The sequence below is a fragment of the Rhizobium sp. LCM 4573 genome, from assembly GCF_001854865.1.
In the GTDB taxonomy this organism is placed as follows: domain Bacteria; phylum Pseudomonadota; class Alphaproteobacteria; order Rhizobiales; family Rhizobiaceae; genus Neorhizobium.
This window is the reverse complement of the sequence record NZ_MDDW01000029.1, coordinates 295994-320978: the sequence shown is the minus strand read 5'-3', so window position 1 is coordinate 320978 and position 24985 is coordinate 295994. Positions and strand designations below refer to the sequence as shown.

Here is a 24985-nt window from a genome sequence, read left to right as displayed (position 1 = left end):
TGCCGCTTGCGGACCGTCATCCTGCCGCCAGGGTATGAACGCCCGGTGGCAGGCGAACCGTTGTGCCGGTTCTTTCAAGCCGCGGCCCTCCTTCGGTAACCAGATTCCATATCTCGACCGCGCCGTGGTTTCCTCCGCGATAGCGATTGACGCCGACATAGAGCACCGAGCCATCTTTCGAAAAGGCAAGCCCCTGCGGCTGCACAGCCGGAAACCGCCATTCGCCGCGGGAATGGAGCCTGCCTGTCTCTCGATCGAGTTCATGGAGACTGAGGGAGGCTTCCTCGGTCCATTGCCGATCGCCATCGGCTTTGCCGGTGCCGCGTAGGTTGGACGTGACCAGAAAGCGGCCATCCGGGCTGAACAGAATGGTCTCCGAGGCCCAGCCACCCAGCGCGACATGCGGAACGGTATGAAGCGCGGCCTCACCGGACGAGCCCTCCCCCGCCAGCCGCACGGTCGTCAGAATTCCTTCCTCGACACCGAAGAAACCTTTGGTATCGACACCCCATTGCAGATCCGATGTGATGTAGAAGCGGCCATCCGGGGAAAAGCGGCCGACGAACGGAAACTTGTTGGTCTGGACGCGGTTGCCCCAGGGCTGGATAGCTGTCACGGCGCCCTCGCTATCGCGGACCACCTCGTAAAAGGCGACCTCTGCCCGATCCACGAGATTGACGGCAATGTAGCGGCCGCTCGGATGCCATTCGATCCAGGTAGATTTCAGCGGAATGAAGCCGCCCGATGGCGGCAGGCCGAGACCGAAACGCACAACGGCACCGAACCGCCCCTCACGAACGGGCACGAAGGCCAGTTCCTGCCCATCGTCCACCGTAATGGCGGCAAGAAGGTCTCCGGCGGGATTGAGACTGATCGCCTGCGGCTGGGTGCCGATCTCCACGGTAGCCGCGACCTCTCCCTCCCCGGCCAGATCGATCGATCGGATTACCTTGCCCTGCGGCAACTGGTCGAGGCGGGTGGCGTCCCTCGGTCGGCGTCCGTAGGTCTCTGCGACGAGGGCAAAGCGTCCATCCGGCGAGAGGGTGAGTGCGGCCGGCGGCCCGTTGGTAGAGTTGGAGACCGCGAAGTGGCGCGGTTCGGCTTCGGCATCAAGAGGCAGGGCGATGATCGAGAGCGTGTCGTGGTTTTCCCCGTCCGCCGGGCCGAGAGCGCCGGTCTCATACACGGTGGGCACCATGTCCGTGTCGGACAAGGCAGCCAGGAATGGCGGATTTTCCCCTATTTGTACCTGCGCATGGAGGGCGGAGGGAAATAAGGCGAACAGGCAGATAGTAAGATATTTCCAGTGCATCATGGTGTCTCCGGTGCTGATCCACGCGGATGCTGGCAAATCCTCTCCTTCGATACCAATCGATATCGGCCATCCCGATATTCCTCACAGGCATATGAGTGGCATAAGAGGGGATTATCGATCTATCGTCGATCCATGAAGCTCTCGGCCGTCGATCTCAATCTGCTCGTCGCCTTCGATGCGCTCCTCAGCGAGGGGGGCGTGGGAGCGGCGGCATCGCGCATCGGCCTGACCCAGCCGGCCATGAGCAAGCGACTTGCGCGTCTTCGGGCGCTCTTCCGCGACGATCTTTTCGYGCGCAGCGGCGAAGGCATGCGGCCGACGGAGCGGGCGCTCGATCTCGCCGATCCCATACGCTCCGCCCTTCGCCAGATCGAGGAGACGCTCGGCGGCTATGGCCGATTCCAGCCCGGCCGTTCGGGACGGACCTTCCGCATCGCCACACCAGACCACATAGCTGCGACGCTGATGGCATCGGTGATCGCCCGCGTGCGGATGGAGGCGCCGCGCGTCGCCATCATCCTGCGCTCCATGCATCGGCAAGCGCTTGCGGAGACGCTGGAGACCGGAGAAATCGACCTCGCGATCACCCTGCTTCCGGATGCGCCCACGACACTGAAACGGGCCAGCCTCTTCCATGAAAGCTGGATTTCGCTCGTTTCGGAAAACCATCCGGAGATAAGAGACGAGCTGACGCTCGATCTATTCCTCAAGTACCCGCATCTTCTCATCACCCATGTGGGCGACCTGAAGGGCTATCTCGACCGGCTGCTCGACGAACGCGGCCTGAAGAGGCATGTGGCGGCGAGCCTTCCCTATTTTCTTGCCGCGCCCGCCATTATCGCCGAGACGGACATGATCATCACCCTCTCCGAGCGGGTGGTGCGGTTGACGCCCTGGCCGCGCGTCCGCTCCTTTCCGGTACCGCTCGATTATGACGGCTACAACGAAACCATGCTCTGGCACCGCCGCAACGACAGTGATCCCGCTCACGCCTGGCTCCGGCAGGTCATAAGCAGCGAAAGTGAGAAGCTGGACGCCATGCAGCCCGAGCCGGGATTTTACRCGAAGGCCTGATTCTCAAAACCACGGCCGCAATGCGAGTTCGCCGCCGAGCAGGACGAGGCAGATCAGAAAGCCGCGCCGGAAGGCCGGTGGGCTGATACGGCTGCGCAGGGCCTGGCCCGCCCACATGCCGAGAAGCGCCGGCAGGATGGCCAGGGACGACAGCAGGAGATTGCCGGGATCGAGGGCGCCGTGCCAGGCGAGCCCGGCAAACAGCGCGCCAGTCGAAACGGTGAAGGAAAGCCCGAGCGCCTGCACGAGATCGTCGCGGCCGAGGTTCAGCGCCTGAAGATAGGGCACGGCCGGGATGACGAAGACGCCTGTGGCGCCGGTGATGACGCCGGTCACAAGGCCGATGAGCGGCGAGAGCCATTTTTCCGCTTTCGAAGGTATGACGGGCTGTTTCCCGAAGAGAGAATAGAGCGCGTAGGCAACCAGAACGAAGCCGAGAGCGGCGACGGTCAGATGGCTGCCGGCCGTCAGCAGGAAGGCGCCCGGCACCGTGCCGGCCACGATCATCGCCATCATCGGCCAGAGCCTTCTGATGAGCGCCATGAAGTCCGGCCCGGTGAACAGCTGCCACAGGTTGGTGACGGCGGAAGGGACGAGCAGCAGGCCCGCCGCCGCGACCGGCGAGATCAAGGCGCCCAAAACTCCCATCGCGACAGTCGGAAGCCCCATTCCGGTGACGCCCTTGACCAGGCCTGCGATGATGAAAGTGCCGATAACGGCGGCAAGGAAGGGAAGAGAAAGTTCGGTCATGCCGCCGTTATGTCATGGCGGTCGGACGCTTCTCAAGGCGTGAAGATGCCCGATGCTTCGATAAAGATCGAAGTATCGCATCACCCCTTGCCATCATTCTTCGATGAAGCGTTCCTCGATCGTCGGCACCGAGTGATGCTCATGCGTGATGACCCATTCGCCATCCCGTTTCTCCAGGCCGACCGTCAATCTGAAATCCAGCGGACCGGCCGAAGTCCCGTCGCAGTGGAATGTGCAGGCGGCGAAGGCGACCTCCTTTCCGGCCGTCACCCGCATGGAGGTTGGCCGGTACGTGATAGGCCCTTTGGGATCGGCAAAGAAGAAATCCCACGTCCTGGCATAGGCTTCGATGCCTTCGATCGTTTCGGGAAAGTCGAACATCAGGAGATCGGACGAGTGACGGGCAAGGATTTTCGCGCGGTCCCCGCTCATCACGGCGTTCGCCCAGTCTTCGATGATGTCCCTGATCCGCTGCTCTTCGCTTTCGGATACCATTTGAACCTCCTTTGCTCGCACAGCCGCGCTCACCCCGCCACGGCCGCAACCGCGGCGGGGCTTTGGCGATCTCGGGAAGATCGAACTCGGCGGTTACCGTTTCGCCGCGTTCAGCGCGAAGAAAGCACCCTGCGGATCGGTGCCCTGGATGATCCAGCTGCCGCCGGGAACCTCCATCGGCCCCATGAGGATCTTGCCGCCGCCGGCTTTCACACGCTCGACGGCCGCATCGATGGCATCGACGTTGAAGTAATAGCACCAGCAGGCGGGCATATCCGCGGGTTTGGTCATCATGCCGCCGATCATCTGACCGTTGTGGGCGAAGATGTGATAGACGCCCATCTCGCCCATGTCGAAATCATGATCGAGCGTCCAGCCGAAGACTTTGCCGTAGAAATCGAGGGCTTCCTTGCCGTCGCCGGCATAGAGTTCATGCCAGCCGACCGCGCCGACGGCATCCTGGGCAAGTTCCTGCGGCGGCTGATCCATCGGCAGGGGCTTCATGACGCAGATGACCGCGCCGTGCGGATCGGCAAGCACCGCGAAGCGGCCGATGCCCGGAATATCCTCGGGCGGACGCTGCACCGAACCGCCATGTTCGGTGAACTCCTTCGCCGTCTGGTCGACATCGTCGACCGCGACATAGCCGGTCCAGTTCGGCGGGATCTTGCCCTCCAGTTCCGGCGGGAAGTTCAACATGCCGCCGATGCCGGGGCAATTGTCGCCCTCCCCCATCTCGAAGAGGAAGTAGGGAATGTCGATATCGGGCATATCGACCTGTTTGACCTTCCAGCCGACCACCGAGGAATAGAACTTGCCCGCGGCGGCGGTGTCGGGCGTCATCAGCTCGCACCAGATGAACTTGCCATGCGTCTTCGAACGCGATTCCGAAACGGTCTGCAACATTGCCGTTTCCTCCATATGTTGTTGTTGAACACGCCCGCTCAGTGTTTGCGCGTATAACTCGCTTCCATGAACTGTTTCCAGCTCCCATCGGGCTGTTTGGCGCTGGAATTGAAGGTGCGGTTATTTCTGTCCTGGAAGGTGATCTGCTCGCGGTATTCGCCGGTCTTTCCCGGATTTTCCATATCCGGACCGGTTGTATAGAGGCTGAGCGTCTTGCCGTCGGCGGAAAGCTCTCCCTCATAAACCCATAGGTAATTCATCATCGACCCAAGCCAGGTGCCGACATATTTGCCCTTTTCGGGATCGTAACCCAGCGTCATGATCGTGGTGGCATCCCCGCCTCCCGGCATCTGGCCATTGCCCTCGGCCACGAACCAGATGCCACCCAGGGAACGGACCACTTCCGTCCACGTCTCATCGCCGCTCATGGTCCCGGAGGTGACATCCCACGTCCCGACGAGCTGTTCGAGAAAGCCATGCTCGGCCTGCGGTTTCGGCATTTCCATCATGATCGTTTCCTCCTCCTTATCCGCGTTCATCCTGTGCCCGATCAATGGCAAGATGATGAAGAGCCCCGCGTTTCCGGCGCCGGCTCGTATTCGTCGTGACGCTTGACGAAATCCATGGTGGAACCCTCGTTGCGGCCGAAAGGCGCACGATCGAGGATCATCAGCGTTCCTATGATTTCCTCGGCGCCGCGGGCATAGCTGGAATAGGTATGGAACACCTCGCCCTTCTCGTTCTTGTAGAAGGCCGAGAGGCCGGGCAGCTCGTCATGGGCATCTTCGGGCGGAATGGGCTCGAAATTGTAGAAGACCTTGTCCTTCGACAGATCCTCCCTGGTGAAGGAGACGTGATAATCGAAGTTGAAGTCTCCGCCGAAGGACGAAACCCACGGGAATTTCCAGCCCATGCGCTTCTTGTAGGCCTCGATCTTTTCGAGCGGCGCGCGGGAGACCGCGGTCAGCGTCACGTCGTGATGGTTGAGATGCGGCAGCGTGCCGTCAAGGTGATCGGCCAGGAAGGAACAGCCGGTGCAGCCTGCCTCCCATTCCGGGCCGAGCATGAAGTGATAGATGAGGAGCTGGCTGCGGCCGTCGAAGAGTTCGGCGAGCGTCTTCCTGCCCTTCGGCGTTTCGAAGACATACTCCTTGTCGACCTTCACCCAGGGCAATGCCCGGCGTTCGGCCCGAACCTTGTCGCGCAGATGGGTCTCTTCCTTTTCGAGCTTCAGGAGATCGCGGCGCGCCTTCAGCCACTCCTCGCGCGACACGACAGGATTTCTCGGGGATACGGTAGCATCCATGATTTCTCTCCTCCATTGACAGGATAGGTTGATATCAACATACTATCCGCATGCTGTCAAACACTGCCGAAATAGAGCCGATTCCCTTCTCGACCACCCTGCATGTTCGCGACACATGCCTTTGTCTGCACGTGCAGCGGGCCGCGCGGGCGCTTGCGCGCCGCTTCGACAACGCCATGAAGCCGATCGGACTGACGAACGGCCAGTTCTCGCTGATGATGTCGCTCAACCGCCCGGAGCCCGCTTCCATGGGATCGGTCGTCAACGTGCTCGCCATGGACCGCACGACGCTGACGGCAGCGTTGAAGGTGCTGGAGCGGCGCGGGCTCGTCAAAACCGCCGTCGACCCGAAGGACCGGCGCGGCAAGCTGCTCAGCCTCACCGACGACGGCATGGCGCTGCTTTCGGCGGCGCTGCCGATCTGGGTCCGCGTGCATGGCGAGTTGGATGCYGAACTCGGCGGCGACGTGGAACGCCTGAGAGAGACGCTGGCTCTCGTTAAATAGGCGGTCGCAGACGCGGATCGGCTTCGAAATCCGCCCGCGAAAAACCGAGCCGAACCACTGGAAAATCGCGGATCGCCTGAACGCCTGCCCCGGACAGGCGGATGCGCCAGGTCTGCCGCTCCACCGGCTCCCTGGCGGCAAATGTCCTGGCGGTGAGGAGCGCGACATTCATCCCGCCCTCCGGATCGCGCACCGAACGGTAGAGGATCGCCTCTATGCCCGCCCCGCGCGCCGCATCCGCCAGAGCCTGGCAGGCCGAATAATCCGTGCGGTGCTCCCAGTGGGCACGATCCCGATCAAGCGGCGGAAGGGTGAGATCGATGCCGGCCTCCGTCTCGGCGGGCACCGCAAAGGCCGTGTATTCCGCGGCATTGGCGGGAAAGGGCGTCGCGGGCGATTCGGCGAAGAACAGCAGCCGGTAGAAGGCCATTTCGGCGATCGCCGTGGTGACGGCCGCGGCCGCATAGAAGACGCCGAGCGTTCGCCCCGCCCGGCGGAAGCGCGAGCCGTGCGGATAGGCGGCGCCATAGCGGAAGGGCGTGGCCAGCAGGTAATCCAGCCCCTCGCATTCGGGCGGATAGGAGGGCTTCGTCTCCTCCAGCAGGTTTTCCAGAAGCGCCTGCTCCTCTACCGTATCGACGAGCTTCATGGTCGATACCCGGTGCTGCGCCTCCACCAGGCGCCAGAAGCGGCCGGAGATGCGCCGCGCCTCAGACGAGAGCGCGGCGGGCATCCAGATAGGCAAGGACATCGGTGAGGCCGGAAACGGTGAGGATTTTCTGAGCCGGCACGCCGCCGAGCGCCGAATTTTCGTTGCGCAGCCATTGGCGGGCGACCATGTCGTCACCGCCGGTAATGGCATCGAGCGAGCGGAACAGCCGGATGAGCAGAAGCGCCAGTTCGAAGGGTTTCGTGCCCTTTTCCAACTGGTGATCCTGCCGCTTCATGCGCGAGACGGAAGCTTCCGATACGCCGACCACCGCGCCGAGTATGCGCGCGTTGAGACCGAGCCGTTCAGCTGCGTTCACCGCCGCCTTGGTTACCACCATCCCTTCCTGGGACGCACCTTCGCGCGTCGGAGGGGGAGCCACTTTCTGCCGCAAAGTCATGGCTACTTCCTTTCCATGGAAAGAATATAGCACCAAACTTGCGGAAAACAAGGAGGATGGAGGTTACCTCCCCCTTGAGAGGGGAGGTAAGGCGCATCAGGCCACCTTGACCGGAACTTCCGTCGAGGTGCGCATGGCGTGGCTGTAAGGGCAGACGATGTGGGCCTTGGCGACCAGATCTTCCGCCTGGGCCCTGTCCATGCCGGGGATATCGACCAGCAGCGAGACTTCGATGCCGAAGCCGGTGCCGTCGTCGCGCGGGCCGATGCCGACGGTGGCGGTGACCTTGGCATCTTCCGGGATCTTCACCTTTTCCTTGCCGGCGACATTCTTCAGCGCCCCCAGGAAGCAGGCCGAATAGCCGGCGGCGAAAAGCTGTTCGGGATTGGTGCCGGTGGCGCCATCACCGCCGAGTTCCTTCGGCACGGTGAGCGTGACATCGAGGACGCCGTTTTCGGAAACGGCGCGGCCGGCGCGGCCGCCGGTGGCGGAAGCCTTGGTCGTATAGAGAATGGCCATCTTGGGTCTCCTTCCTGAGAGCGAGGCAAATTTTAATTGATCGCAATTCAATTGCGCACAATATAGTTATGCGCATTGTGCTTTGCCGTCAAGCCTGCGACAATGACGAAATAGAGAGCTTGGCGCCGAAGTCAGGAGTTCAGATGCAGAAAAAACCGAAAAACAGCGACACGCAGAATGTCGGGATCAGCCTCGACGGCCAGCTCTGTTTCGCGATCTACGGCGCGGCGCATGCCTTCAACCGAGCCTACAAGCCGCTGCTGGAGCCTCTGGGCCTGACCTATCCGCAATATCTCGTCATGCTGGCGCTGTGGGAGGAGGACGGCCAGCCGGTAAAGGCGATCGGCGAGCGGCTCGGGCTTGATTCCGGCACGCTCTCCCCTCTCCTCAAGCGGCTGGAACAGGCCGACCTCGTCAGGCGCAAGCGCGACCGCAAGGATGAGCGGCAGGTACATATCTCGCTCACGCCGAAGGGCGCCGAAATGAAGGCTCAAGCCGAACACGTCGCCAGTGCCATCGGCGAAGCGCTCGGCTGCGGACTGGACGAGGTCGCCGCACTGAGGGACGCCTTGAAGGCGCTGAGGGAGAGGCTTCGGAGCGCGAGCGGCTAGTCAAGCGTCGGCGCCCAGGTGATCCGCGACGATCCCGTCGATCCAGCGGCGATGGACATCCGCCTTTTGCCGATCGCTCTCCCGGTGTTCGGCAATAGTGATCAGCGCCTTCCATAGCGCCCATCCCCGCCCCCTCTCCCAGGTCTGCAGGTCGAGGTTCAATCGGCTGCGGAATGCCTTGCGCGCCGGCCGGTCGAACAGCGTCCAGGCGATGACCAGATCGGAAGACGGGTCGCCGACGCCGGAACTGCCGAAATCGATGACGGCGGAAAGCCGGCCGTTCCGTACCAGGAGATTGCCCTCGGCGATATCGCCATGCACCCAGACGGGCTTCTCCCGCCAGCGGCTGGCAAGCGCCCTTTCCCAGATTTCCGTCAGCAGCGGCACGTCCACTTCATCGGCAAGAACAGCAAGTGCCGCCCGCGTCCCGCCATCATAGACGGCGAGCGAGCCGCCGCGGTGAAAGTTGTGCACGCCGGCGGCAGGGCCTGCCGAGGCATCGATCTTCCACAGCGCGATCAGGAAATCCGCCAAATCCTCCGCGAAGGCGGTGAGATCAGCAATTGCGGAGCGGCTTGCCCGCTCGCCTTCGATCCAGCGATAGACCGACCAGGGCCAGGGATAGCCGCAACCCGGCCTTCCCTTTGCCAGCGGCGCCGGGATCGGCAGAGGCAGGGAGGAGGCCAGTTCCGGCAGCCAGCGATGCTCCTTCTCCACCTGCGCGACATAATGCTCGGCGCTCGGCAGCCGAACCGACATATGATCGCCGAGGTGGAAGGTGCGGTTGTCCCAGCCGCCATTGGCGACGGGACGCACCGGCAGATCGGCCCATTGCAGAAACTGTTCCGCCACCAGGCTTTCGACCAGTTTCGTATCGATTTCCGCCATGCGCTCCCCCACGATGCCGGACAGGCGCTAACACCGCCTCACGACGGGAATGTGAAGGCGCTTACTGCCAGACGACGATGCGGGCCTTGGTCGGCACACGGTCGTAGAGATCGATGACGTCCTGGTTCATCAGCCGCACGCAGCCGGAAGAGGCCGCAGTGCCGATGGATTGCCATTCCGGCGAGCCGTGCAGGCGGTAGAGCGTATCCTGGCCATTCTGGAAGATATAAAGCGCGCGGGCGCCGAGCGGATTGCGCAGCCCCGGCGGCATGCCGCCATTGTCGGCCGAGTATTTTGCAAGCTCCGGCTGGCGGGCGATCATTTCGTTCGGCGGCGTCCATTTCGGCCATTTCTGCCGCCACTGGATGACGCCCTCGCCCTGCCAGGCGAAGCCCTCGCGGCCGATGCCGACGCCGTAGCGCATGGCCGAGCCGCCGGGTTCGACGAGATAGAGGAAGCGCGAGGCGGTATCAACCACCACCGTGCCCGGCCGCTCACCCGTCGGATCGACCACGCGCTGGCGATAATAGCGCGGATTGATCTTCTGGTAGGGCACGGCCGGAATGACGAAACCGCCATCCGTCATCGTGCCGTACATGGCGTCGAGCTCTGCCGAGCCGCCGGCGTCCACCGGGGGCGGGGCGAAGGCAGCGGGCGTCGGGGCGACCGGCGCCGGATAGGAGGCGATGAGCTGTGGGCGCGGCGCGGTCGATGCGCAGCCGGCAAGTGTGGAAGCCGCTCCGCCTGCCAGAAATGTGAGAACGCTCCGGCGGGAATAGGAAGTGGTGAGACTCATTCTGGGAAGACCACCCGTCTTGGTAATGCTGATGTCGGCCTCGTCAACGGCAGGAGGCAGGAAAAAGTTCCAGCCGCAGACAGGGCTACCACCCCATGGTTTACGCTTCGCTAAGGAAGCCCACACGCCACCGAACCCGGAAGCACTTGGCCCGCTTAGCCGATACTCTGTAGCAAAGCAAATGCGCCCGGCGGACGACGTCCGCCAGGCACATTCGCGTGAACGGATGGAAGTGTCGCGCGGGTGTTGTCAGATAACCACGATCTCGGCGCCCGCAGGCACGCGCTCGAAGAGATCGATGACATCCTGGTTCAGCATGCGCACGCAGCCCGAGGAGGTCGCCTTGCCGACAGACTGCCAATCCGGCGTGCCGTGGACGCGATAGAGCGTGTCCTTGCCGTCCTTGAAGATATAGAGGGCGCGGGCGCCGAGCGGGTTGTTGAGGCCGGGGGTCGCGCCGCCCGCGAACTGGCGCAGTTCCGGCTGGCGTTCGACCATGTCCTGCGGCGGGGTCCAGCGCGGCCATTTCGCCTTCCACTGGATCTTGCCGCGCCCCGACCAGGCGTAGCCGTCCCTGCCGAGGCCGACCCCGTAGCGGATCGCCTTGCCGCCCGGCTGCACGAGATAAAGATAGCGCTCGCGCGTATCGACCACGATCGTGCCCGGCGCCTCGGCCGTCTGATAGGACACCTCCTGACGCAGGAAGCGGGATTCTATCCGGGAATAAGGAATGGCCGGCAGCGTGTGCCCCTCGTCCTGCAGCACGCCATACATGGTGCGGTGGACGGGATTGGAGACCGGCAGACCATAAGTCTGATGGAACTGGGTCTGGTAAAGGTTGCGCTTCTGCGGGATCGGCTCCCGCGTCGGCACCGGCTGCGGCTGCACCGGCGCAGCGTAATAGGGATTGTAGAAGACCGGCGCCGTCTCCTGCACGAAGACGTCGGGGTTCATGCGGCTCGTATCGGTGACGAAAAGGCAGCCGCTCAGCGGGATCGAGGAGACCGAGACCGAAAGCAGCGCAAGGATTCGGCGAAGAGGCTGATGAGGTGATGGCATGGAAACCCACTTCCGGCAGATGACGTCGGAAGTGATCATGCCAAAGCCAACTGGCGCGAAGCTGACGAAATCTATTCTTCAACGCCTTGATTGCCGCGCCACCTCGATGAAGGCGCGCAGCTTCGGCGCCAGCGAGGCACGGCGGGGATAATAGAGGAACAGCCCATCCTCCTCGACCGCGGTTTCCGGCAGCAGCCACTTGAGGCGGCCCTCGCGAATATCGTGACGCACCAGAGGCTCGAAGATATAGGCGATGCCAACACCGGAAAGCGCGAGATCGCGGGCATAGGTCGCATCCGTTACGACAGCGGTGCCCGCCGTGTGGACGGAGACGTCCCTGCCCTGATCGACAACTTCCCATTCATAGAGCCCGCCGGAGCCGAGCATCCGGAAACCGATGCAGTTGTGCGCCGAAAGATCGGCGATGGACCGCGGTTCACCCCGCGCCTCGACATAATCAGGTGCGGCGACGAGGATAGCCTTGAAGGGCGGCGTCAGGCGCACGGCGACCATATCCTGCTGCACGGCGATGCCGAGCCGGATGCCCGCATCGAAGCCCTGCGCGACGATATCCACGAAGGCATCGTTGGTGTGAACTTCCACTGTCAGCCGCGGATGCGCCCAGGCGAGCTTCGCCAGAATGGGGGTCAGCGCCATGCCGATCGCCACGCGCGGCGCGTTGATCCTGAGCAGCCCCGTCACCTCGCCGCGATCTGCCGTCAGTCCCTCGAAGGTCTTACCGATATCATCGAGTGCCGGCCCGACACCCGCGAGAAAGCGGCTGCCGGCCTCCGTCAGCGAAACGCTTCTGGTCGTGCGGGCAAACAGCGGTTCGCCAAGCCTGTCCTCGACTGTTCGAACCGCGTGGCTCACCGCCGACGGGCTCATGTTGAGCGCGGCAGCGGCCGGTGCGAAGCCACGATGACGGGCGACGGCGATAACGACCGGCAGATGTGGGAGAAGGTCTCGATCCATTCATGCACCAAATCGCATAACTCATGCGAATTAAGCCAGCTTATCGAACTCCATTCCTTGCTGCAATCTCCTGTCCATACCGCGGGACATGCGGGACGTCAGAGACAAACAAAGGAAATCGTCATGAGCAATGCAGCAAACACCACCTGGTTCATCACCGGCGCCTCTTCCGGTTTCGGCATGGCCTTCGCCCGCTACGCCATCGAGCAGGGCTACAATGTGGTCGCGACCGCCCGCACCCCAGCCAAGCTGGAGGCGCTTGCCGCGCTCGCTCCCGAACGGGTGCTGGTCCATAAGCTCGACGTCACCGCCGCCGGCGATCCGGAAACTGCCGTCAAGGCCGCCGTCGACCGCTTCGGCCGGATCGACGTGCTGATCAACAATGCCGGCTACGGCATCGTCGGCGCGGTCGAAGAGACCCCGGACGAGGAATTCCGCGCTCAGATGGAAACCAACTTTTTTGGCGCGGTTTCGGTCACCAAGGCCGTCCTGCCGCAGATGCGGGCGCAGAAAAGCGGCGCAATCGTCAACATTTCCAGCCTTGGCGGACAGCTCTCCTTCGGCGGTTTCAGCGCCTATTCGGCATCGAAGTTCGCCCTCGAGGGTATGAGCGAGGCTCTTGCGCAGGAGGTCGCGCCCTTCGGAATCAAGGTGCTGGTCGTGGAACCGGGCGCCTTCCGCACGGGCTTCGCGGCGGATGCGCTGAAGCACATGCCGGTCATGGATGCCTATCGCAACGTCATCGGCGGCACGCGGGATTTCGCCCACGGCATGCACGGCACGCAGGAAGGCGACCCCGCAAAGGCGGCCCACGCCATCGACCGTGCCCTCAAGGCGGAGAAAATGCCGCTTCGCCTGCAGCTCGGCGCAGATGCGGTTTCAGCCGTCCGCGCCCATGCGGAACAGCTGCTGCAGGATCTGGCCGAATGGGAAAAGGTGGGGCTCGATACGCGGGTCGAATAAAGCTGCAGGATGAAAGATCAATTGGCCGGGCGAGCACTCTCTCGTCCGGCTATGCTTTTGCCGACACGTGCCGCGCGCGGCACTCGGCTCCCTCATGGGAGACGTCGCGGCCGGTCTTGGCCATCCGCTCGTCGAAATCACGGGCGATATCGGCCAGCGTCACATCACCGAAGCGCTCGAGAAGCAGCTTCTCCGCCTCCGCCAGCGCGTCACCGAGCGCCGCATTGACAGCCTGCTCGACAAGGCATTCCGGCTGGTCACAGGCGGGACCGACAGCAAATACGGGCGGCTCGCCGATCGCCTGATAGACATCGAGCAGGGTGAGCTCCGCCAGCGGCCGGCTGAGGGTCCAGCCGCCGCCATGGCCTTTTTCCGAGCGGACATAGCCTTTCTCCCGAAGCCCGGCCATGGTGCGGCGGATCACCACCGGGTTGGCATTCAGCATGCCGGCGATCGCCTCCGACGTCGCGGAACCTTCGTGCCGGTTCATATGGATCAGCACATGCAGCATGCGCGAAAGCCGGCTGTCCTGTCTCATCGTCAGTCCTTCATCTTTCTCGATCGATCTATCCATCCCATCCTACAGGAATGCGCCTTACGCAACAACAAAAGTTACAAACCCATTGACGAAGGGATTTCATGTAACTTATGTTGTGTCGAAATAAAGAAAGGAAGTTTCTGATGTCCTATGACGCAATCATCGTGGGCGGCAGCTTTGCCGGCCTTTCCGCCGCACTTCAGCTCGGCCGCGCCCGCAGGCGAACCCTCATCATTGACGAGGGTTTGCGTCGCAACCGCTTCGTCTCCCATTCCCACGGCTTTCTCGGACAGGATGGTCGCCCGCCGCAGGATATCGTGGCGGATGCCCGCGAGCAGCTTCGGCGTTACGAAACGGTAGAATGGCTGGATGGGCGAGCCGAAGAAGCTGAGAAAGCCGGTTCCGGATTTTCGGTTAAGACGAGTGACGGCCGGCGCATTTCGGCGCGGCGGCTCGTACTGGCAACGGGCGTCGTCGATAGCCTGCCGGATGTTCCGGGCCTTGAGGAGCGCTGGGGACGCTCGGTCTTCCATTGCCCCTATTGCCACGGATATGAGCTGAATCAAGGGAATGTCGGCGTGATCGCCGTGTCGGAAATCTCCATGCATCACGCGATGATGCTGCCGGACTGGGGGCCGACAACCTTCCTGCTCAACGGCGCCTTCTCGCCCGACGAGGAGCAGCGCGCGCAGCTTGCGCGCCGGAGCGTCGGGATCGAGGAAGCGCAGATCGAGAAGATTACGGGCCGGGCCGACCTCCACTTCACCGACGGAAGAACCGCCTCCTTCGCCGGCCTGTTCGTGCTGCCGCAGTCGCGCATTGCAAGCGGGCTTGCCGAACAGCTCGGCTGCGAATTCGAGGAGTCCCCTCTCCTCCACTTCATCAAAACCAGCCAGATGAAGGAAACCACCGTCTCCGGCGTCTTTGCCTGCGGCGACGCCACCCGCCCCGCGGGATCGGTCCCCATCGCGGTTGCGGACGGCAATATCGCCGGCGCCGCGACCCATCAGTCGCTGATATTCCGGGAGGATTAAGAACCCTTCGCCTCCACCATGGCGGTCAGCGTCGAGAGCCGGTCGGCATCGCGCGGAAGCTTGTCCTGCCTCAGCCGGGCGATGCGCGGGAAGCGCATGGCAACGCCCGACTTGTGGCGCGTGGAGCGGTTGATGCCTTCGAAGGCGACTTCCAGCACGAAGCCGAAATCCGGCTCGGCGCGGACGGCTCGCACCGGGCCGAAGCGATCGACGGTATTGTCGCGCACGAATTTATCCAGCACTTCCAGCTCGGCATCGGTGAAGCCGAAATAGGCCTTGCCGACCGGCACCAGCTCCTCGCCGTCCGGAGTTTCGGCCCATACACCGAAGGTGAAATCGGAATAGTAGCTCGAGCGCTTGCCGTGGCCGCGCTGCGCGTAAAGCATCACCGCATCGATATTGTAGGGGTCGCGCTTCCACTTGAACCATGGGCCCTTCAGCCGGCCGGCCTGATAAGGACTGTCCTTCCTCTTGATCATCACGCCTTCGATGACCGGATAGGGCGGCGTGCGGCGCAGGGCTTCCAGTTCCGACCAGGTGGAGAAGGGCACGAGATCCGAAAGATCGAACCGATCATGCGGCGCCCTGTCGATGACCTCCGAAAGCCGCCGCCGGCGCTCCAAGAAACCCTCGGCTCGGATATCCAGGTCCCCTTCGAAGAGCAGATCGTAGGCGCGCACGAAGGCCGGATATTCCTCCAGCATCTTCGTGGTCACCGTCTTGCGGTTCAGCCGCTGCTGCAGATCGGAAAAGGTGCGCGTCGGGCTGTTGGAGCGCATCGTGCCGCCGACAAGTAGCTCGCCGTCGATGACACCCTCGAAGCTGATGGCATCGATGATATCCGGAAACGCGCCCGAGATATCGTCGCCGGAGCGGGAATAGAGCTTGCGCGTACCGCCATAGCTCGACATCTGGACGCGGATGCCATCCCATTTCCATTCGGCGGCGTAATCCGCCGGATCGAGCTTTTCGAGATCGCCCTCCTCAACCGGGTTGGCGAGCATGACGGAATGGAAGATTGCCGGGGTCGCGAGCACCGGTTTCTCCGCCCTGCCCTCCAGCCAAGCAAAAAGCGGTTCATAGGGCGGCACGAGGCCATGCCAGAGGGTCTCGATCTCGGTCACATCCCTTTTGTTTTCCCCGACGCCACTCATATCGGACAAGGCTTGCTTGGCGAGCCTTGCGGAAACGCCGATGCGCAGAGAGCCGGTGGCGAGTTTCAGGAAGGCAAAGCGGCTGGAGGGGTCGAGCCGGTCGAGGAGATCGCGCACGGCCGAGCGTACCTCGGTACGGCCGAGCGAGTTCATTTTCATGACGACCTCCCCGAGCCGCGGCTGCTCCTCGTCGGTCRTATCGTCCTTCTCCTCGGCATCCCATACGAGCGAGATGGTTTCGGCGAGATCTCCCACGTAATCGTAGGAATACTGGAAGAGGATCGGGTCCATGCGCTCCAGCACCAGATCGCGCAGCATGGCCGGCTTGACGTTCTTCAAGTCGAGCGCGCCGGCGAGCGCCGCAAGGCCATAACCGCGATCGGGATCAGGCGTATCACGAAAATAATCGGCCAGCAGTTTCAGCTTGCCGTTGCGCGACGGGGTGAGGACGAGGCGGTCGAGGAGGGTTGCGAAGGCTTTCATGGCGCTCGCTCCGCAAAGTCCCCCTCTGGCCTGCCGGCCATCTCCCCCACAAGGGGGGAGAAGACTCGCGGCATGCCTTGCCGCTCCCTCGAAACCGAACGCCGCAAGTCAGCTTTCCCTGGACGAGCGAACATGGCACCAAAGCGCCTCCCCCTTGTGGGGAGGGGTTGGGGAGGGGACTTCACTTTCAGAAAGCGGAAAGAGATCACCATCAATCCCCCTCGTCCTCATAGCCCACCAGATGCAGCGGGCGGGCGGGAATCCCCTTCAGCTCGCACCAGCGCACCAGAGCCTCCTCGCGTCCATGCGTCACCCAAACCTCGGAAGGGCCGATCTCCTCTATGGTCGACAGAAGCTCCGGCCAGTCGCAATGGTCGGAGATCACCAGCGGCAGCTCAACGCCGCCCTGCTTGGCGCGCTGGCGCACCATCATCCAGCCGGAGGCAAAGGCGACGAGCGGCTCGTTGAAGCGTCGCGCCCAACGGTCCTGAAAGGCCGACGGCGGACCGACGATGACGGAGCCGCGGAAGGTTTCCGGGCTGCTTCCTTCGATCGTGGCCGGGCGGATATCGCCGAGATCGATGCCCTCGCCCTGATAATAATCGCAGAGCCTCGCCAGCGCGCCGTGGATGAAGATCGGTTCGTGATAGCCGCGATCGCGGATCAGCCGAATGACGCGCTGCGCCTTGCCGAGCGCATAGGCGCCAATGAGGTGGCTGCGTTCGGGAAACTGTTTCAGCGAGGTGAAGAGCTTGCCAATCTCCTCTTTCGGATCGGGATGGTGGAAGACCGGTAGGCCGAAGGTCGCCTCGGTGATGAAGACATCGCAGGCCATCGGCACGAAAGGCTCGCAAGTGGGATCGATGCCCCGCTTGTAATCTCCCGAGACGACGATCCGGAGCCCTTCCCGCTCAACGACGATCTGAGCCGAACCGAGCACATGACCGGCGGGGTGAAAACTCACCCGCACGCCGTCGATATCGATCTCCTCGCCGAAGGAAACCGCCTGCTCGGAGCCTGCAAACCCTTCCCCATAGCGCAGCCGCATGATGTCGAGCGTCTGGCGGGTCGCCAGCACCTTGCTATGGCCGGCGCGGGCGTGATCCGAATGGCCATGCGTGACGAGCGCCCGCTCGACGGGGCGCACCGGATCGACATGGAAGCGGCCGATGGGGCAGAAGAGCCCGGCCGGGGTGGGATGAAGCAGCACCTCGGGTTTCATGCGGCCCAAAATAGAGCGCTTTCACTTTTCTCCAAGCCGCAGAAACGCTCTATCTCTTTAGTTTTCCTGCAATTCCGGATGGAAAACCGGTTCCACTTTTCCTGGAATTGCTGTAGAGCGAAAGCGGCTGTTTGAAAGGTCAGTGCCCCCTATCGCCCGCGGGTGGGAGGCGTACCGGCTTCAAGGCGAGCGCCGCGACAAGGCCGATCGCCGCGATGCAGGCGCCGGTCAGGAAAAGCGGCGTAAAGGCAGCGGAATAGATCTCGGCGATTGCATGACGCGTCGACTCCGGCAATTCCGCCATCATCTTGGGCGTCATCTCCGCCAACCGCCCGGCGCCCGGCAGATCGATGGCCGCGTGGCCGACCTGGGAACCGATGATCGCGCCATAGATGGAGATTGCGATCGCCGCGCCGCCCATGCGGGTGAGAGTCACAGCGCCGGTGGCTGCGCCGACATCGGCACGCGGCGCGCTGTTCTGGACGCCGATGATCGGCGCCTGCTGGCCGAAGCCGATCGCCAGCCCCTGCAGCAGCATCAAGAGAGCCACGATGATGAGCGGCGTGCCGGCGCCGATCTGCGAGAATATGGCCAATACCGTCATGTTGAGCGTCAAGCCGATGACGACGAAGGGCTTGTAGCGGCCGGTCATCGAGATCAGCCGTCCGGCCGTCAGCGAGCCAAGGGCGATGCCGCCGGTGGTGGCGATGAAGAACAGGCCGGCCGTGGTGGGCGTCAAGCCCGTCGTCGTCTGCAGGAAAAACGCGAAATAGTTCACCATTCCGATCGCCACCCCGCCGGTCATCAGCGAGATCACGAGGAATAGCGAGAAGGTGGAATCCCGAAAGAGCTTCAGGGGGATGATCGGCTCCGACACGCGGGCCTCCACCTTGACCCACAGGAAGGCGCAGAGCGCGCCGAGGCCGATGATGGCGAGCGACTGCCAGGCAAGGAGCGAGCCGAATATCTGCGCGGAATCGGCCCAGAGCACAACGCTCGCTACCGCGGCGGCAAGCAGCACGGCTCCCCCGTAATCGATCTTCGGCCGGCGCGCGGGACGGCGATAGGGAAGCAGAAGCACAAGACCGGTCAATACGATGATACCGATCGGCAGGTTGATCAGGAAGATCGACCGCCAGCCGAAGAGATCGCTCATGGTGCCGCCAAGCGTCGGGCCGACGGTTCCCGAAGCCATCAACACGAGGCTGGAATAGCTCTGATATCTCGCCCGTTCCCGCGGCTCGAAAAGCTCCGCATTGATGGAGAAGATCGACACCATGATGCCGCCGCCGCCAAGCCCCTGGACGACGCGGGCGGCGATCAGCGAATCCATCGACCAGGCAAGGCCGCAAAGAACCGAGCCGAGCACGAAGATGAGGACGGCGGCCATCATCACGTATTTGCGGCCGAAGAGATCGCCGAGCTTGCCGTAGACCGGCATCACCGCGCTCGTCGCAAGCAGATAGGCCGACCCTACCCAGCCGAAACGTTCCAGCTCGCCGAAATCGCCGACGATGGTGGGAAGAGCCGTGGAAACGATCTGGTTGTCCAGCGTCGCCATGAATAATGCCATCATCAGAAAAAGGAAAACGGCCAGCCGCAGGCCATGGCTGGAGACGAGCGGCGGGGGCGCCGAATAATTCATGTCCATGATAACTTTCCGGAAGTGAGCACCAAATTTATGTGCTTTTAGCATATAACTGTCAATGGCAAATGTTTGGTGCACGCAACAACTTGTCTTGATCGGCCGGCACGCTTTGCTATGGTCGCGCCATGAACGAGAGCGTGACGAGACGAGAGAAAACCGCGACCGGCAAGGGAGAAGAGATCGCCCGCATCGGCGATACGCTGACGCGCATGCGGCTGCTCATCCGCCGCCGCATTATCGGCCGCATGGCGATCGCCAATGTCGTTCCAGGGCTCGATGTCTCGCATCTGGACGTGCTCGACGTGATGAAACGGATCGACAAGGCGGGCGGGGAAGCGACCGTCGGCGCGATCGCCGAGGCCATGCGCATCGATCCGTCGCGCGGCAGCCGCATGGTGGCAGAGCTGGTAACGCGCGGCGTCGTTCGCCGCACGGCTTCCCAGGCGGATGGACGGCGCTCGCTGATCGAGCGGACCGAACTCGGGGAGCGGCTGATCAGCGAAGTGCGCGCCGTCAAGCAATCGCTGCTGATGGATGTGCTCGAGGATTGGCCGGCTGAAGATGTCGCGGCCTTTTCCGTACTCTTCGAGAAATTCGTCACACGGTTCGAAGCGGTTCACCTGACAGGCGACCGTTCGGAGAGCTAGAAGCGCCGACACGTTTATGCTATCATTTGCGCATAAATTGTTATGGCATGATGAGGTGCGCCATGAATGTCTCGGTCGGCCAGCGCTGGGAAAAATTCATCGAACAGGCTGTGCAGGACGGGCGCTACGGCTCGGCCAGCGAAGTCGTACGCGAAGGCCTGCGCCTTGTGGAAGAGCGCGAGACCAAGCTTGCCGCGCTCAGAGAAACAATCCAGCAATCGATCGCGGCGGGCGGAAGCTTCACGGACGAGGAGGTGGATGCGGCCTTGCGGGTAGCGGCAGAAGACTTGCGTAGAGAGGGTTACTGATTGCCTCCGTTGCAAGTGTTTTCCAGACGCTCGACGCTGGCCTTCATGGCCGGCGGGGTTGCGGCAGGCGCGGTTCCAGGCCGGCTGCATGCCGCGTCCCCCGGTCTTTCCATGACGGATCTCAGAGGCTCCATCGACGCGGGGGAGCATGGTCTGACGCCGGGAGGAAGGGAGCAGAGCCGCAAGCTTGGAGAACTTCTCGCCAGGGCCGCGCGCGAAAGCGTGCCTCTCTTCCTGCCGCCGGGCAATTACGAGGTCTCCAATATCGACCTGCCGGATGGAGCCCGCATCACCGGCGTGGCGGGCGCCTCGCGCATCGTCCATTCCGGTGGCGGATATCTCTTCCGCGCCAGTGGCGCATCGCGCATCGAGCTCTCAAACCTCGTGATTGACGGCGCAAGCAAGCGGCTCGGCGAAGAGGTGGGCGCGCTCATCCACATGCGCGGCGTCAAAGAAATCCTTCTCGGCAATTGCGAGATCACAGGTTCGCAGAAGAGCGACATTCAGCTCGAGGCCTGCGGCGGAAGGATCGAGAACTGCCGCATTTCCGGCGCCGCCGAATACGGACTCTATGCGGTGGAGAGCAGCGGGCTTTCGATCATCGGCAACACGGTTTCCGATTGCGGCAATGGCGGCATTCTCGTGCATCGCCGCACCAAGGGCGTGGACGGCACGATGGTTTCCGGCAACAGGCTGTCGCGCATCGGCGCGAGCTATGGCGGTACCGGGCAATACGGCAATGCCGTCAACATCTATCGCGCCGACAATGTGATGGTGAGCGGCAACCACATCTCGGACGCCGCATTTTCGGCGATCCGGGCCAATGCGGCCTCCAATGTGCAGATTGCCAACAATCAGTGCTTCGGATCGGGCGAAACGGCAATCTACTCGGAATTCGGCTTCGAGGGAGCGCTGGTGACGGGCAATCTCGTGGACGGCGCGGCGAACGGCATTTCGGTCGTCAACTTCAACGAAGGCGGGCGGCTTGCGGTCATCTCCGGCAATCTCATCCGCAACATCTCGGCTTCCGGCCCCTATATCCACGATAGCGTGGGTTTCGGCATCGGCATCAGCGCCGAGGCCGATACAGCGGTCACCGGCAATGTCATCGAGAACGTGCCGAAATGGGGAATGCTGGTCGGCTGGGGGCCGTATCTGCGCAACCTTGCCGTGACCGGCAATATCGTGCGCCGCGCGAAGGTCGGCTGCGCCGTCTCGGTTGCGGAAGGCGCGGGCAAGGCGCTGATCACCGGCAACCTGTTCGACGAGGTGCTGGACGGTGCGGTGATCGGCTACCGCTGGCACGATGCCGCCACGCGCGAACTTGCAGCCGGCCCATCGAGCTTCAGTCATCTGACGATCGAGGGAAACCGTACCGGATAGGTGCGGGACTATTCCAAATGGTCCTCGTCGCCCAAGTCGACGTCGCGGCCGCCGTGAAAGATGCGGAGGATGGTTACGATCTCTCCCGCGATCATGAAGGCGATTGTTGCCTGGCGGCGATAACCGACTAGGCGAATTCCTGTTCTGATATCATCTCTCTGTATGCCGCGCGCCGGAAACGTTTTGAAAGCAAGGCAATAGCTCTCGATCTTGCCGACATATTGCCGTGCCCTGACGGGGCCGATTTCCTCAGCCAGATAGACCAGCAAATTTTCGAGGTCCGCGGCTGCTTGTGGTCCGAAAATAACGCGGTAGCTCATACCTTATGCTTCTGCAAAAGACTGGCCATGCGATCGTCGAGGCGCTTTCTGACTTCTTCCGCGGAAACGGCTCGTTCCGGATGTGCCTTTATTTCATCGTAGGCGGGGGCGACCTCCTCCACCAGCCATTTCTCGATCGCGGCATCGCGGGCGAGCAGCGTGCGCAGACCATCGCGAATGACCTCGCTTTCGCTCGCATATTCGCCGGACGCTACCTTGTCCTTGACCATCTGCGCCATTTCGATAGGCAATGTAATGCTCAGCGATTGGGTCGTGCGCATGTTCGGCTCCTTTTTCCTCATTCTAGCACGCGGCACGATTAAATCCTATCGAAACAAATCATGAGTCCCGAACGCTGATCGCTCTTCCGTTCAGCCGCCTGCGGCAATAGCGTGCGCGAAGCTTTTCCACGGAGGGAATCGATGCTGACGATCTATGGGGTCTATCGTTCGCGCGCCACGCGGCCGCTCTGGCTTGCGGAAGAACTGGACATTCCGTTCAGGCACGTGCCGGTGATCCAGGCCTATCGCCTGCCGGACCCGATGGCGCCGGATGCGCCGGTCAACACGCTGTCGCCGGAATTCCGGTCGGTCAACCCGATGACGATGATCCCCTCCATGGATGACGACGGCTTCGTGCTGCACGAGTCCCTGGCAATCAGCCTTTACCTTGCGAAGAAATATGGCGGCGAGATTGGCCCGAAATCCATCGAGGAAGAGGCGCTGATGATCCAGTGGTCGCTGTTTGCCGCCACGGGCATCGAAACCAACGCGCTGAAGATCCAATCCTCCAATCTGGAAACCGAACAGGGCAAGGCCGATATCGAGGTCTGCGCCCGCAGCTTGAAACGGCCTTTCGACGCATTGGAAGAGCATCTGAAAGCGGGCGGCTATTTGGTCGGCGACCGCTTCACGGTCGCGGACATCAATGTCGCGGAGATCGTGCGCTATGCGCAGGGCTATTCGCCGCTCTTCGAAGGCCGTCCAGCCCTAAAAGCGTGGATCGAGAAGTGCCAGGCCCGGCCGGGCTTCAAGGCGATGTGGGAAAAGCGGATGGCGGAGCCGGCCTGATCTCACGCGCCCGATCTTCAGGCACCCGACACTTCCGGCGCGAGTTCCGCGTAAAGCCAATCGCGGAAAGCCTTCACTTTCGCCGGCAGGCGCGCGCCGGCGCGGGTGACGAAATAATGCCCCATGCCGGTGCGAGCCTCTATCGCGAAAGGCTTCACCAGCCTGCCCTGCTCCAGGGCATAGGCCGCCAACGTGTGCCAGGCGAGCATCACCCCCTGCCMCGCGACCGTCGCGTCGAGACAGAGCGAGGCATCGTTGAAGACGTGGCGCGTCTCCATCCGCCTGCCCGAAAGTCCGGCTTCGCGAAGCCAGGTCTCCCAGGTGAACATGGAGGGCCCGTCGATGATGGCCGGCAGGTTCAGGATGTCGGCCGGCTCCCTCAATCTTTCCGCCAGCGCCGGTGCGCAGACCGGGAAAATACGCTGTTCCCGCAACAGCTCCGCATCGACGCCGGGCCAGGTTCCCGTCCCGACACGTATGGCGAGATCGATATCGTCCGTGCCGAGATCGGCCAGCCTGGTGGTCGCATCCATCCGCAGGCGAATACCGGGGTGATGGGCCGAGAAGCGATCAAGGCGATGGACCAGGAAACGAGCGGCGAAGACCGGCGCCACGGAAATGGTGAGCAAGGTATCGTCGCGACGCCTGCCGATCGCCRCCGCCTCCGAAAGCGAGCGAAAACCTTCCGTCAGGCGGACAAGCATCGGACGGGCAGCTTCGGTCGGCTGCATGCCCTTTGGCAGACGCTGGAACACGGGCTGGCCGAGCTGTGCCTCCGCCTTGATGACCTGCTGGCTGACTGCGCCGATCGAGACGCCGAGTTCTTCCGCCGCCGCCTGCAGCGAGCCGAGGCGGCCGACCGCCTCCAGTGCGCGAAGGCCGTTCAGATGCACGAGGTTCAGGTTTTTCATATAGATTTTCTACAATGAACTCCTGAGCAACTCAATTGAACCTTTTGCACGCCAGGCGCATTCTAACTTCGCAAATGCCGAAAGATTTGCGAGGTGACCGAGATGGAACCGCTGAAGATTTTCTGGAACCTGAGAGAATGGCTGCACGCCGACGAAAGGCGCGTGGCGGAAGACGATGACCCCTTCCACGACCCGGAGGTCATGGCGATGAACGAACGGGAGCTCGCCGACCTGCCCTTTCCGGGTATTTATCACGCCCGTCCCGACTTGAGYGCACCACCGAGGAAATGCGCCTGAGCCTCGCTCAGGCGACCTGATGCTCGGCAAAGGCACGCTGCACGGCGGGACGCTCCTTCATGCGCCGGTAGTGATCGGCAACGCGCGGAAACTCGGCGATATCGACACCGGCRCCAGCCAGCCAATCCGACATGGTGAAGAGATAGGCGTCCGCCACCGTATAATTCTCGCCCATCACCCAAGGCCCCGCCAGATATTCATTYTCGATCAATGCAAAGCAATCGCGCAGGTTCTTCGGCATCTTCGCCGCCATGTCGTCGAAGCTCTCTTGCCTGTCCGCCCAGCGATAGCCGCGCTTGCGATGCGCATAAGCGACATGCACGGTCGAGGAAATATAGACATTGAAGGCCTGCATCCTGCCGAAGGCGAAGGGATCGTCCAAGGGTGCGAGCTTCGCTTCCGGTGCTGCCTGCGCGATAAAGGCCAGGATGGCGACGTTTTCCGTCAGCACGCCCTTCTCCGTCGCCAGCGCCGGAACGCGTCCCTTGGGGTTGATCTTCAGATATTCGGGAGATTGCTGCTCGTTCTCGGCAAACTTCACCCGCCGCAATTCATAGGGCAAGCCGGATTCGGCAAGCGCGATGGCGCTCGCCAGCGAACAGGAATTCGGCGAAAAGAACAGCGTGTACATTTTGGCATCCTCCCTTTGAGGATGCCTTTTCTAGCACGGCTTTCGCCTGCCGGAAGCATCAAAAGAC

At 62.6% G+C, this 24985-nt stretch carries 31 protein-coding genes; 10 read left to right on the top strand and 21 right to left on the bottom strand.

Annotation, left to right across the window (positions count from 1 at the left end; all coding sequences use genetic code 11):
* Nucleotides 1–16 precede the first annotated feature (16 nt).
* Nucleotides 17–1315 carry a beta-propeller fold lactonase family protein gene (locus LCM4573_RS26145; protein WP_157895538.1) on the bottom strand — a complete coding sequence of 433 codons (1299 nt, stop codon included), beginning with the start codon at nucleotides 1313–1315 and terminating at the stop codon, nucleotides 17–19.
* 132 nt (nucleotides 1316–1447) lie between these two features.
* On the opposite strand from LCM4573_RS26145, the gene LCM4573_RS26140 reads away from it, so the two are divergent.
* A complete protein-coding gene (locus LCM4573_RS26140) occupies nucleotides 1448–2389 on the top strand; it encodes a LysR family transcriptional regulator (protein ID WP_071009505.1) in 942 nt (313 codons plus the stop codon).
* Nucleotides 2390–2392: 3 nt separating this feature from the next.
* Here the strand turns inward: LCM4573_RS26140 and LCM4573_RS26135 are convergent, their stop codons facing one another.
* The 5 genes from LCM4573_RS26135 to LCM4573_RS26115 form a co-directional block, all read right to left on the bottom strand.
* Nucleotides 2393–3139 carry a sulfite exporter TauE/SafE family protein gene (locus LCM4573_RS26135; RefSeq protein WP_071009504.1) on the bottom strand — a complete coding sequence of 249 codons (747 nt, stop codon included), beginning with the start codon at nucleotides 3137–3139 and terminating at the stop codon, nucleotides 2393–2395.
* A 93-nt stretch (nucleotides 3140–3232) separates the two neighbouring features.
* Nucleotides 3233–3634: a nuclear transport factor 2 family protein gene (locus tag LCM4573_RS26130; RefSeq protein WP_071009503.1), complete on the bottom strand. Its 402-nt coding sequence runs from the start codon at nucleotides 3632–3634 to the stop codon at nucleotides 3233–3235.
* A gap of 93 nt (nucleotides 3635–3727) precedes the next feature.
* The gene (locus LCM4573_RS26125) at nucleotides 3728–4540 is read right to left on the bottom strand and encodes a VOC family protein (RefSeq protein ID WP_071009502.1); all 813 of its coding nucleotides are present in this window, start codon (nucleotides 4538–4540) and stop codon (nucleotides 3728–3730) included.
* A 38-nt stretch (nucleotides 4541–4578) separates the two neighbouring features.
* Entirely contained in the window at nucleotides 4579–5049 is a 471-nt protein-coding gene (locus LCM4573_RS26120; protein WP_071009599.1) for a DUF1579 domain-containing protein, read from the bottom strand.
* A 41-nt stretch (nucleotides 5050–5090) separates the two neighbouring features.
* Nucleotides 5091–5846: a thioredoxin family protein gene (locus tag LCM4573_RS26115; protein WP_071009501.1), complete on the bottom strand. Its 756-nt coding sequence runs from the start codon at nucleotides 5844–5846 to the stop codon at nucleotides 5091–5093.
* 53 nt (nucleotides 5847–5899) lie between these two features.
* On the opposite strand from LCM4573_RS26115, the gene LCM4573_RS26110 reads away from it, so the two are divergent.
* Nucleotides 5900–6352, top strand: a complete 453-nt coding sequence (locus tag LCM4573_RS26110; RefSeq protein WP_071009598.1) for a MarR family winged helix-turn-helix transcriptional regulator — start codon at nucleotides 5900–5902, stop codon at nucleotides 6350–6352.
* Here the strand turns inward: LCM4573_RS26110 and LCM4573_RS26105 are convergent.
* The 3 genes from LCM4573_RS26105 to LCM4573_RS26095 all read right to left on the bottom strand — a co-directional run bounded on the left by LCM4573_RS26105 (nucleotide 6345) and on the right by LCM4573_RS26095 (nucleotide 7980).
* Nucleotides 6345–7103, bottom strand: coding sequence for an RES family NAD+ phosphorylase (locus LCM4573_RS26105; RefSeq protein WP_071009500.1), 759 nt, complete (start codon nucleotides 7101–7103; stop codon nucleotides 6345–6347). The genes LCM4573_RS26110 and LCM4573_RS26105 overlap by 8 nt on opposite strands.
* Nucleotides 7063–7461 carry an MbcA/ParS/Xre antitoxin family protein gene (locus LCM4573_RS26100; RefSeq protein WP_071009499.1) on the bottom strand — a complete coding sequence of 133 codons (399 nt, stop codon included), beginning with the start codon at nucleotides 7459–7461 and terminating at the stop codon, nucleotides 7063–7065. Before LCM4573_RS26100 ends, LCM4573_RS26105 begins: the two co-directional genes overlap by 41 nt.
* Nucleotides 7462–7557: 96 nt before the next feature.
* Nucleotides 7558–7980 carry an organic hydroperoxide resistance protein gene (locus tag LCM4573_RS26095; RefSeq protein ID WP_071009498.1) on the bottom strand — a complete coding sequence of 141 codons (423 nt, stop codon included), beginning with the start codon at nucleotides 7978–7980 and terminating at the stop codon, nucleotides 7558–7560.
* Between the two features lie 143 nt (nucleotides 7981–8123).
* Between LCM4573_RS26095 and LCM4573_RS26090 the strand changes: the two genes are divergently transcribed.
* The gene (locus LCM4573_RS26090) at nucleotides 8124–8591 is read left to right on the top strand and encodes a MarR family winged helix-turn-helix transcriptional regulator (protein ID WP_071009497.1); all 468 of its coding nucleotides are present in this window, start codon (nucleotides 8124–8126) and stop codon (nucleotides 8589–8591) included.
* Here LCM4573_RS26090 and LCM4573_RS26085 read toward each other — a convergent pair whose 3' ends face one another.
* The 4 genes from LCM4573_RS26085 to LCM4573_RS26070 form a co-directional block, all read right to left on the bottom strand.
* Nucleotides 8592–9479 (bottom strand): aminoglycoside phosphotransferase family protein, encoded by an 888-nt coding sequence (locus tag LCM4573_RS26085; RefSeq protein ID WP_083347633.1) that lies wholly within the window; start codon nucleotides 9477–9479, stop codon nucleotides 8592–8594. It abuts the gene before it with no gap.
* A 61-nt stretch (nucleotides 9480–9540) separates the two neighbouring features.
* Complete coding sequence (locus tag LCM4573_RS26080; RefSeq protein WP_071009495.1) at nucleotides 9541–10275, bottom strand: L,D-transpeptidase; 735 nt, start codon at nucleotides 10273–10275, stop codon at nucleotides 9541–9543.
* Between the two features lie 249 nt (nucleotides 10276–10524).
* Nucleotides 10525–11334 (bottom strand): L,D-transpeptidase, encoded by an 810-nt coding sequence (locus tag LCM4573_RS26075; protein ID WP_071009494.1) that lies wholly within the window; start codon nucleotides 11332–11334, stop codon nucleotides 10525–10527.
* Between the two features lie 78 nt (nucleotides 11335–11412).
* On the bottom strand, nucleotides 11413–12309 hold the full coding sequence (locus tag LCM4573_RS26070) for a LysR family transcriptional regulator (RefSeq protein WP_071009493.1): 897 nt from the start codon (nucleotides 12307–12309) through the stop codon (nucleotides 11413–11415).
* Between the two features lie 123 nt (nucleotides 12310–12432).
* Between LCM4573_RS26070 and LCM4573_RS26065 the strand changes: the two genes are divergently transcribed.
* Nucleotides 12433–13272 (top strand): oxidoreductase, encoded by an 840-nt coding sequence (locus LCM4573_RS26065; RefSeq protein WP_071009492.1) that lies wholly within the window; start codon nucleotides 12433–12435, stop codon nucleotides 13270–13272.
* Nucleotides 13273–13321: 49 nt separating this feature from the next.
* On the opposite strand, the gene LCM4573_RS26060 is transcribed toward LCM4573_RS26065, so the two are convergent.
* On the bottom strand, nucleotides 13322–13810 hold the full coding sequence (locus LCM4573_RS26060; protein WP_071009597.1) for an Rrf2 family transcriptional regulator: 489 nt from the start codon (nucleotides 13808–13810) through the stop codon (nucleotides 13322–13324).
* Between the two features lie 143 nt (nucleotides 13811–13953).
* Between LCM4573_RS26060 and LCM4573_RS26055 the strand changes: the two genes are divergently transcribed.
* On the top strand, nucleotides 13954–14844 hold the full coding sequence (locus LCM4573_RS26055) for an NAD(P)/FAD-dependent oxidoreductase (protein ID WP_071009491.1): 891 nt from the start codon (nucleotides 13954–13956) through the stop codon (nucleotides 14842–14844).
* On the opposite strand, the gene LCM4573_RS26050 is transcribed toward LCM4573_RS26055, so the two are convergent.
* The 3 genes from LCM4573_RS26050 to LCM4573_RS26035 form a co-directional block, all read right to left on the bottom strand.
* A complete protein-coding gene (locus LCM4573_RS26050; protein WP_071009490.1) occupies nucleotides 14841–16481 on the bottom strand; it encodes a cisplatin damage response ATP-dependent DNA ligase in 1641 nt (546 codons plus the stop codon). The two genes, LCM4573_RS26055 and LCM4573_RS26050, sit on opposite strands and share 4 nt — an antisense overlap.
* A gap of 211 nt (nucleotides 16482–16692) precedes the next feature.
* Entirely contained in the window at nucleotides 16693–17703 is a 1011-nt protein-coding gene (locus tag LCM4573_RS26040) for a ligase-associated DNA damage response exonuclease (RefSeq protein ID WP_071009488.1), read from the bottom strand.
* 139 nt (nucleotides 17704–17842) lie between these two features.
* Complete coding sequence (locus tag LCM4573_RS26035; RefSeq protein ID WP_071009487.1) at nucleotides 17843–19354, bottom strand: MDR family MFS transporter; 1512 nt, start codon at nucleotides 19352–19354, stop codon at nucleotides 17843–17845.
* 122 nt (nucleotides 19355–19476) lie between these two features.
* Between LCM4573_RS26035 and LCM4573_RS26030 the strand changes: the two genes are divergently transcribed.
* The 3 genes from LCM4573_RS26030 to LCM4573_RS26020 all read left to right on the top strand — a co-directional run bounded on the left by LCM4573_RS26030 (nucleotide 19477) and on the right by LCM4573_RS26020 (nucleotide 21689).
* A complete protein-coding gene (locus LCM4573_RS26030; RefSeq protein ID WP_071009486.1) occupies nucleotides 19477–19998 on the top strand; it encodes a MarR family winged helix-turn-helix transcriptional regulator in 522 nt (173 codons plus the stop codon).
* A 62-nt stretch (nucleotides 19999–20060) separates the two neighbouring features.
* Entirely contained in the window at nucleotides 20061–20306 is a 246-nt protein-coding gene (locus tag LCM4573_RS26025) for a type II toxin-antitoxin system ParD family antitoxin (RefSeq protein ID WP_071009485.1), read from the top strand.
* Nucleotides 20307–20321: 15 nt separating this feature from the next.
* On the top strand, nucleotides 20322–21689 hold the full coding sequence (locus tag LCM4573_RS26020; RefSeq protein ID WP_071009596.1) for a TIGR03808 family TAT-translocated repetitive protein: 1368 nt from the start codon (nucleotides 20322–20324) through the stop codon (nucleotides 21687–21689).
* Between the two features lie 8 nt (nucleotides 21690–21697).
* Here LCM4573_RS26020 and LCM4573_RS26015 read toward each other — a convergent pair whose 3' ends face one another.
* On the bottom strand, nucleotides 21698–22009 hold the full coding sequence (locus LCM4573_RS26015) for a type II toxin-antitoxin system RelE/ParE family toxin (RefSeq protein ID WP_071009484.1): 312 nt from the start codon (nucleotides 22007–22009) through the stop codon (nucleotides 21698–21700).
* Complete coding sequence (locus LCM4573_RS26010; protein ID WP_071009483.1) at nucleotides 22006–22290, bottom strand: type II toxin-antitoxin system ParD family antitoxin; 285 nt, start codon at nucleotides 22288–22290, stop codon at nucleotides 22006–22008. Before LCM4573_RS26010 ends, LCM4573_RS26015 begins: the two co-directional genes overlap by 4 nt.
* Before the next feature lie 141 nt (nucleotides 22291–22431).
* Here LCM4573_RS26010 and LCM4573_RS26005 point away from each other — a divergent pair, with 141 nt between their 5' ends.
* Nucleotides 22432–23079: a glutathione S-transferase family protein gene (locus LCM4573_RS26005; RefSeq protein WP_071009482.1), complete on the top strand. Its 648-nt coding sequence runs from the start codon at nucleotides 22432–22434 to the stop codon at nucleotides 23077–23079.
* A 17-nt stretch (nucleotides 23080–23096) separates the two neighbouring features.
* Here the strand turns inward: LCM4573_RS26005 and LCM4573_RS26000 are convergent, their stop codons facing one another.
* A complete protein-coding gene (locus LCM4573_RS26000; RefSeq protein WP_071009481.1) occupies nucleotides 23097–23990 on the bottom strand; it encodes a LysR substrate-binding domain-containing protein in 894 nt (297 codons plus the stop codon).
* A 102-nt stretch (nucleotides 23991–24092) separates the two neighbouring features.
* On the opposite strand from LCM4573_RS26000, the gene LCM4573_RS25995 reads away from it, so the two are divergent.
* Nucleotides 24093–24287: a hypothetical protein gene (locus LCM4573_RS25995; protein ID WP_071009480.1), complete on the top strand. Its 195-nt coding sequence runs from the start codon at nucleotides 24093–24095 to the stop codon at nucleotides 24285–24287.
* Between the two features lie 7 nt (nucleotides 24288–24294).
* On the opposite strand, the gene LCM4573_RS25990 is transcribed toward LCM4573_RS25995, so the two are convergent.
* Nucleotides 24295–24918 (bottom strand): glutathione S-transferase family protein, encoded by a 624-nt coding sequence (locus tag LCM4573_RS25990; protein WP_071009479.1) that lies wholly within the window; start codon nucleotides 24916–24918, stop codon nucleotides 24295–24297.
* Nucleotides 24919–24985 lie beyond the last annotated feature (67 nt).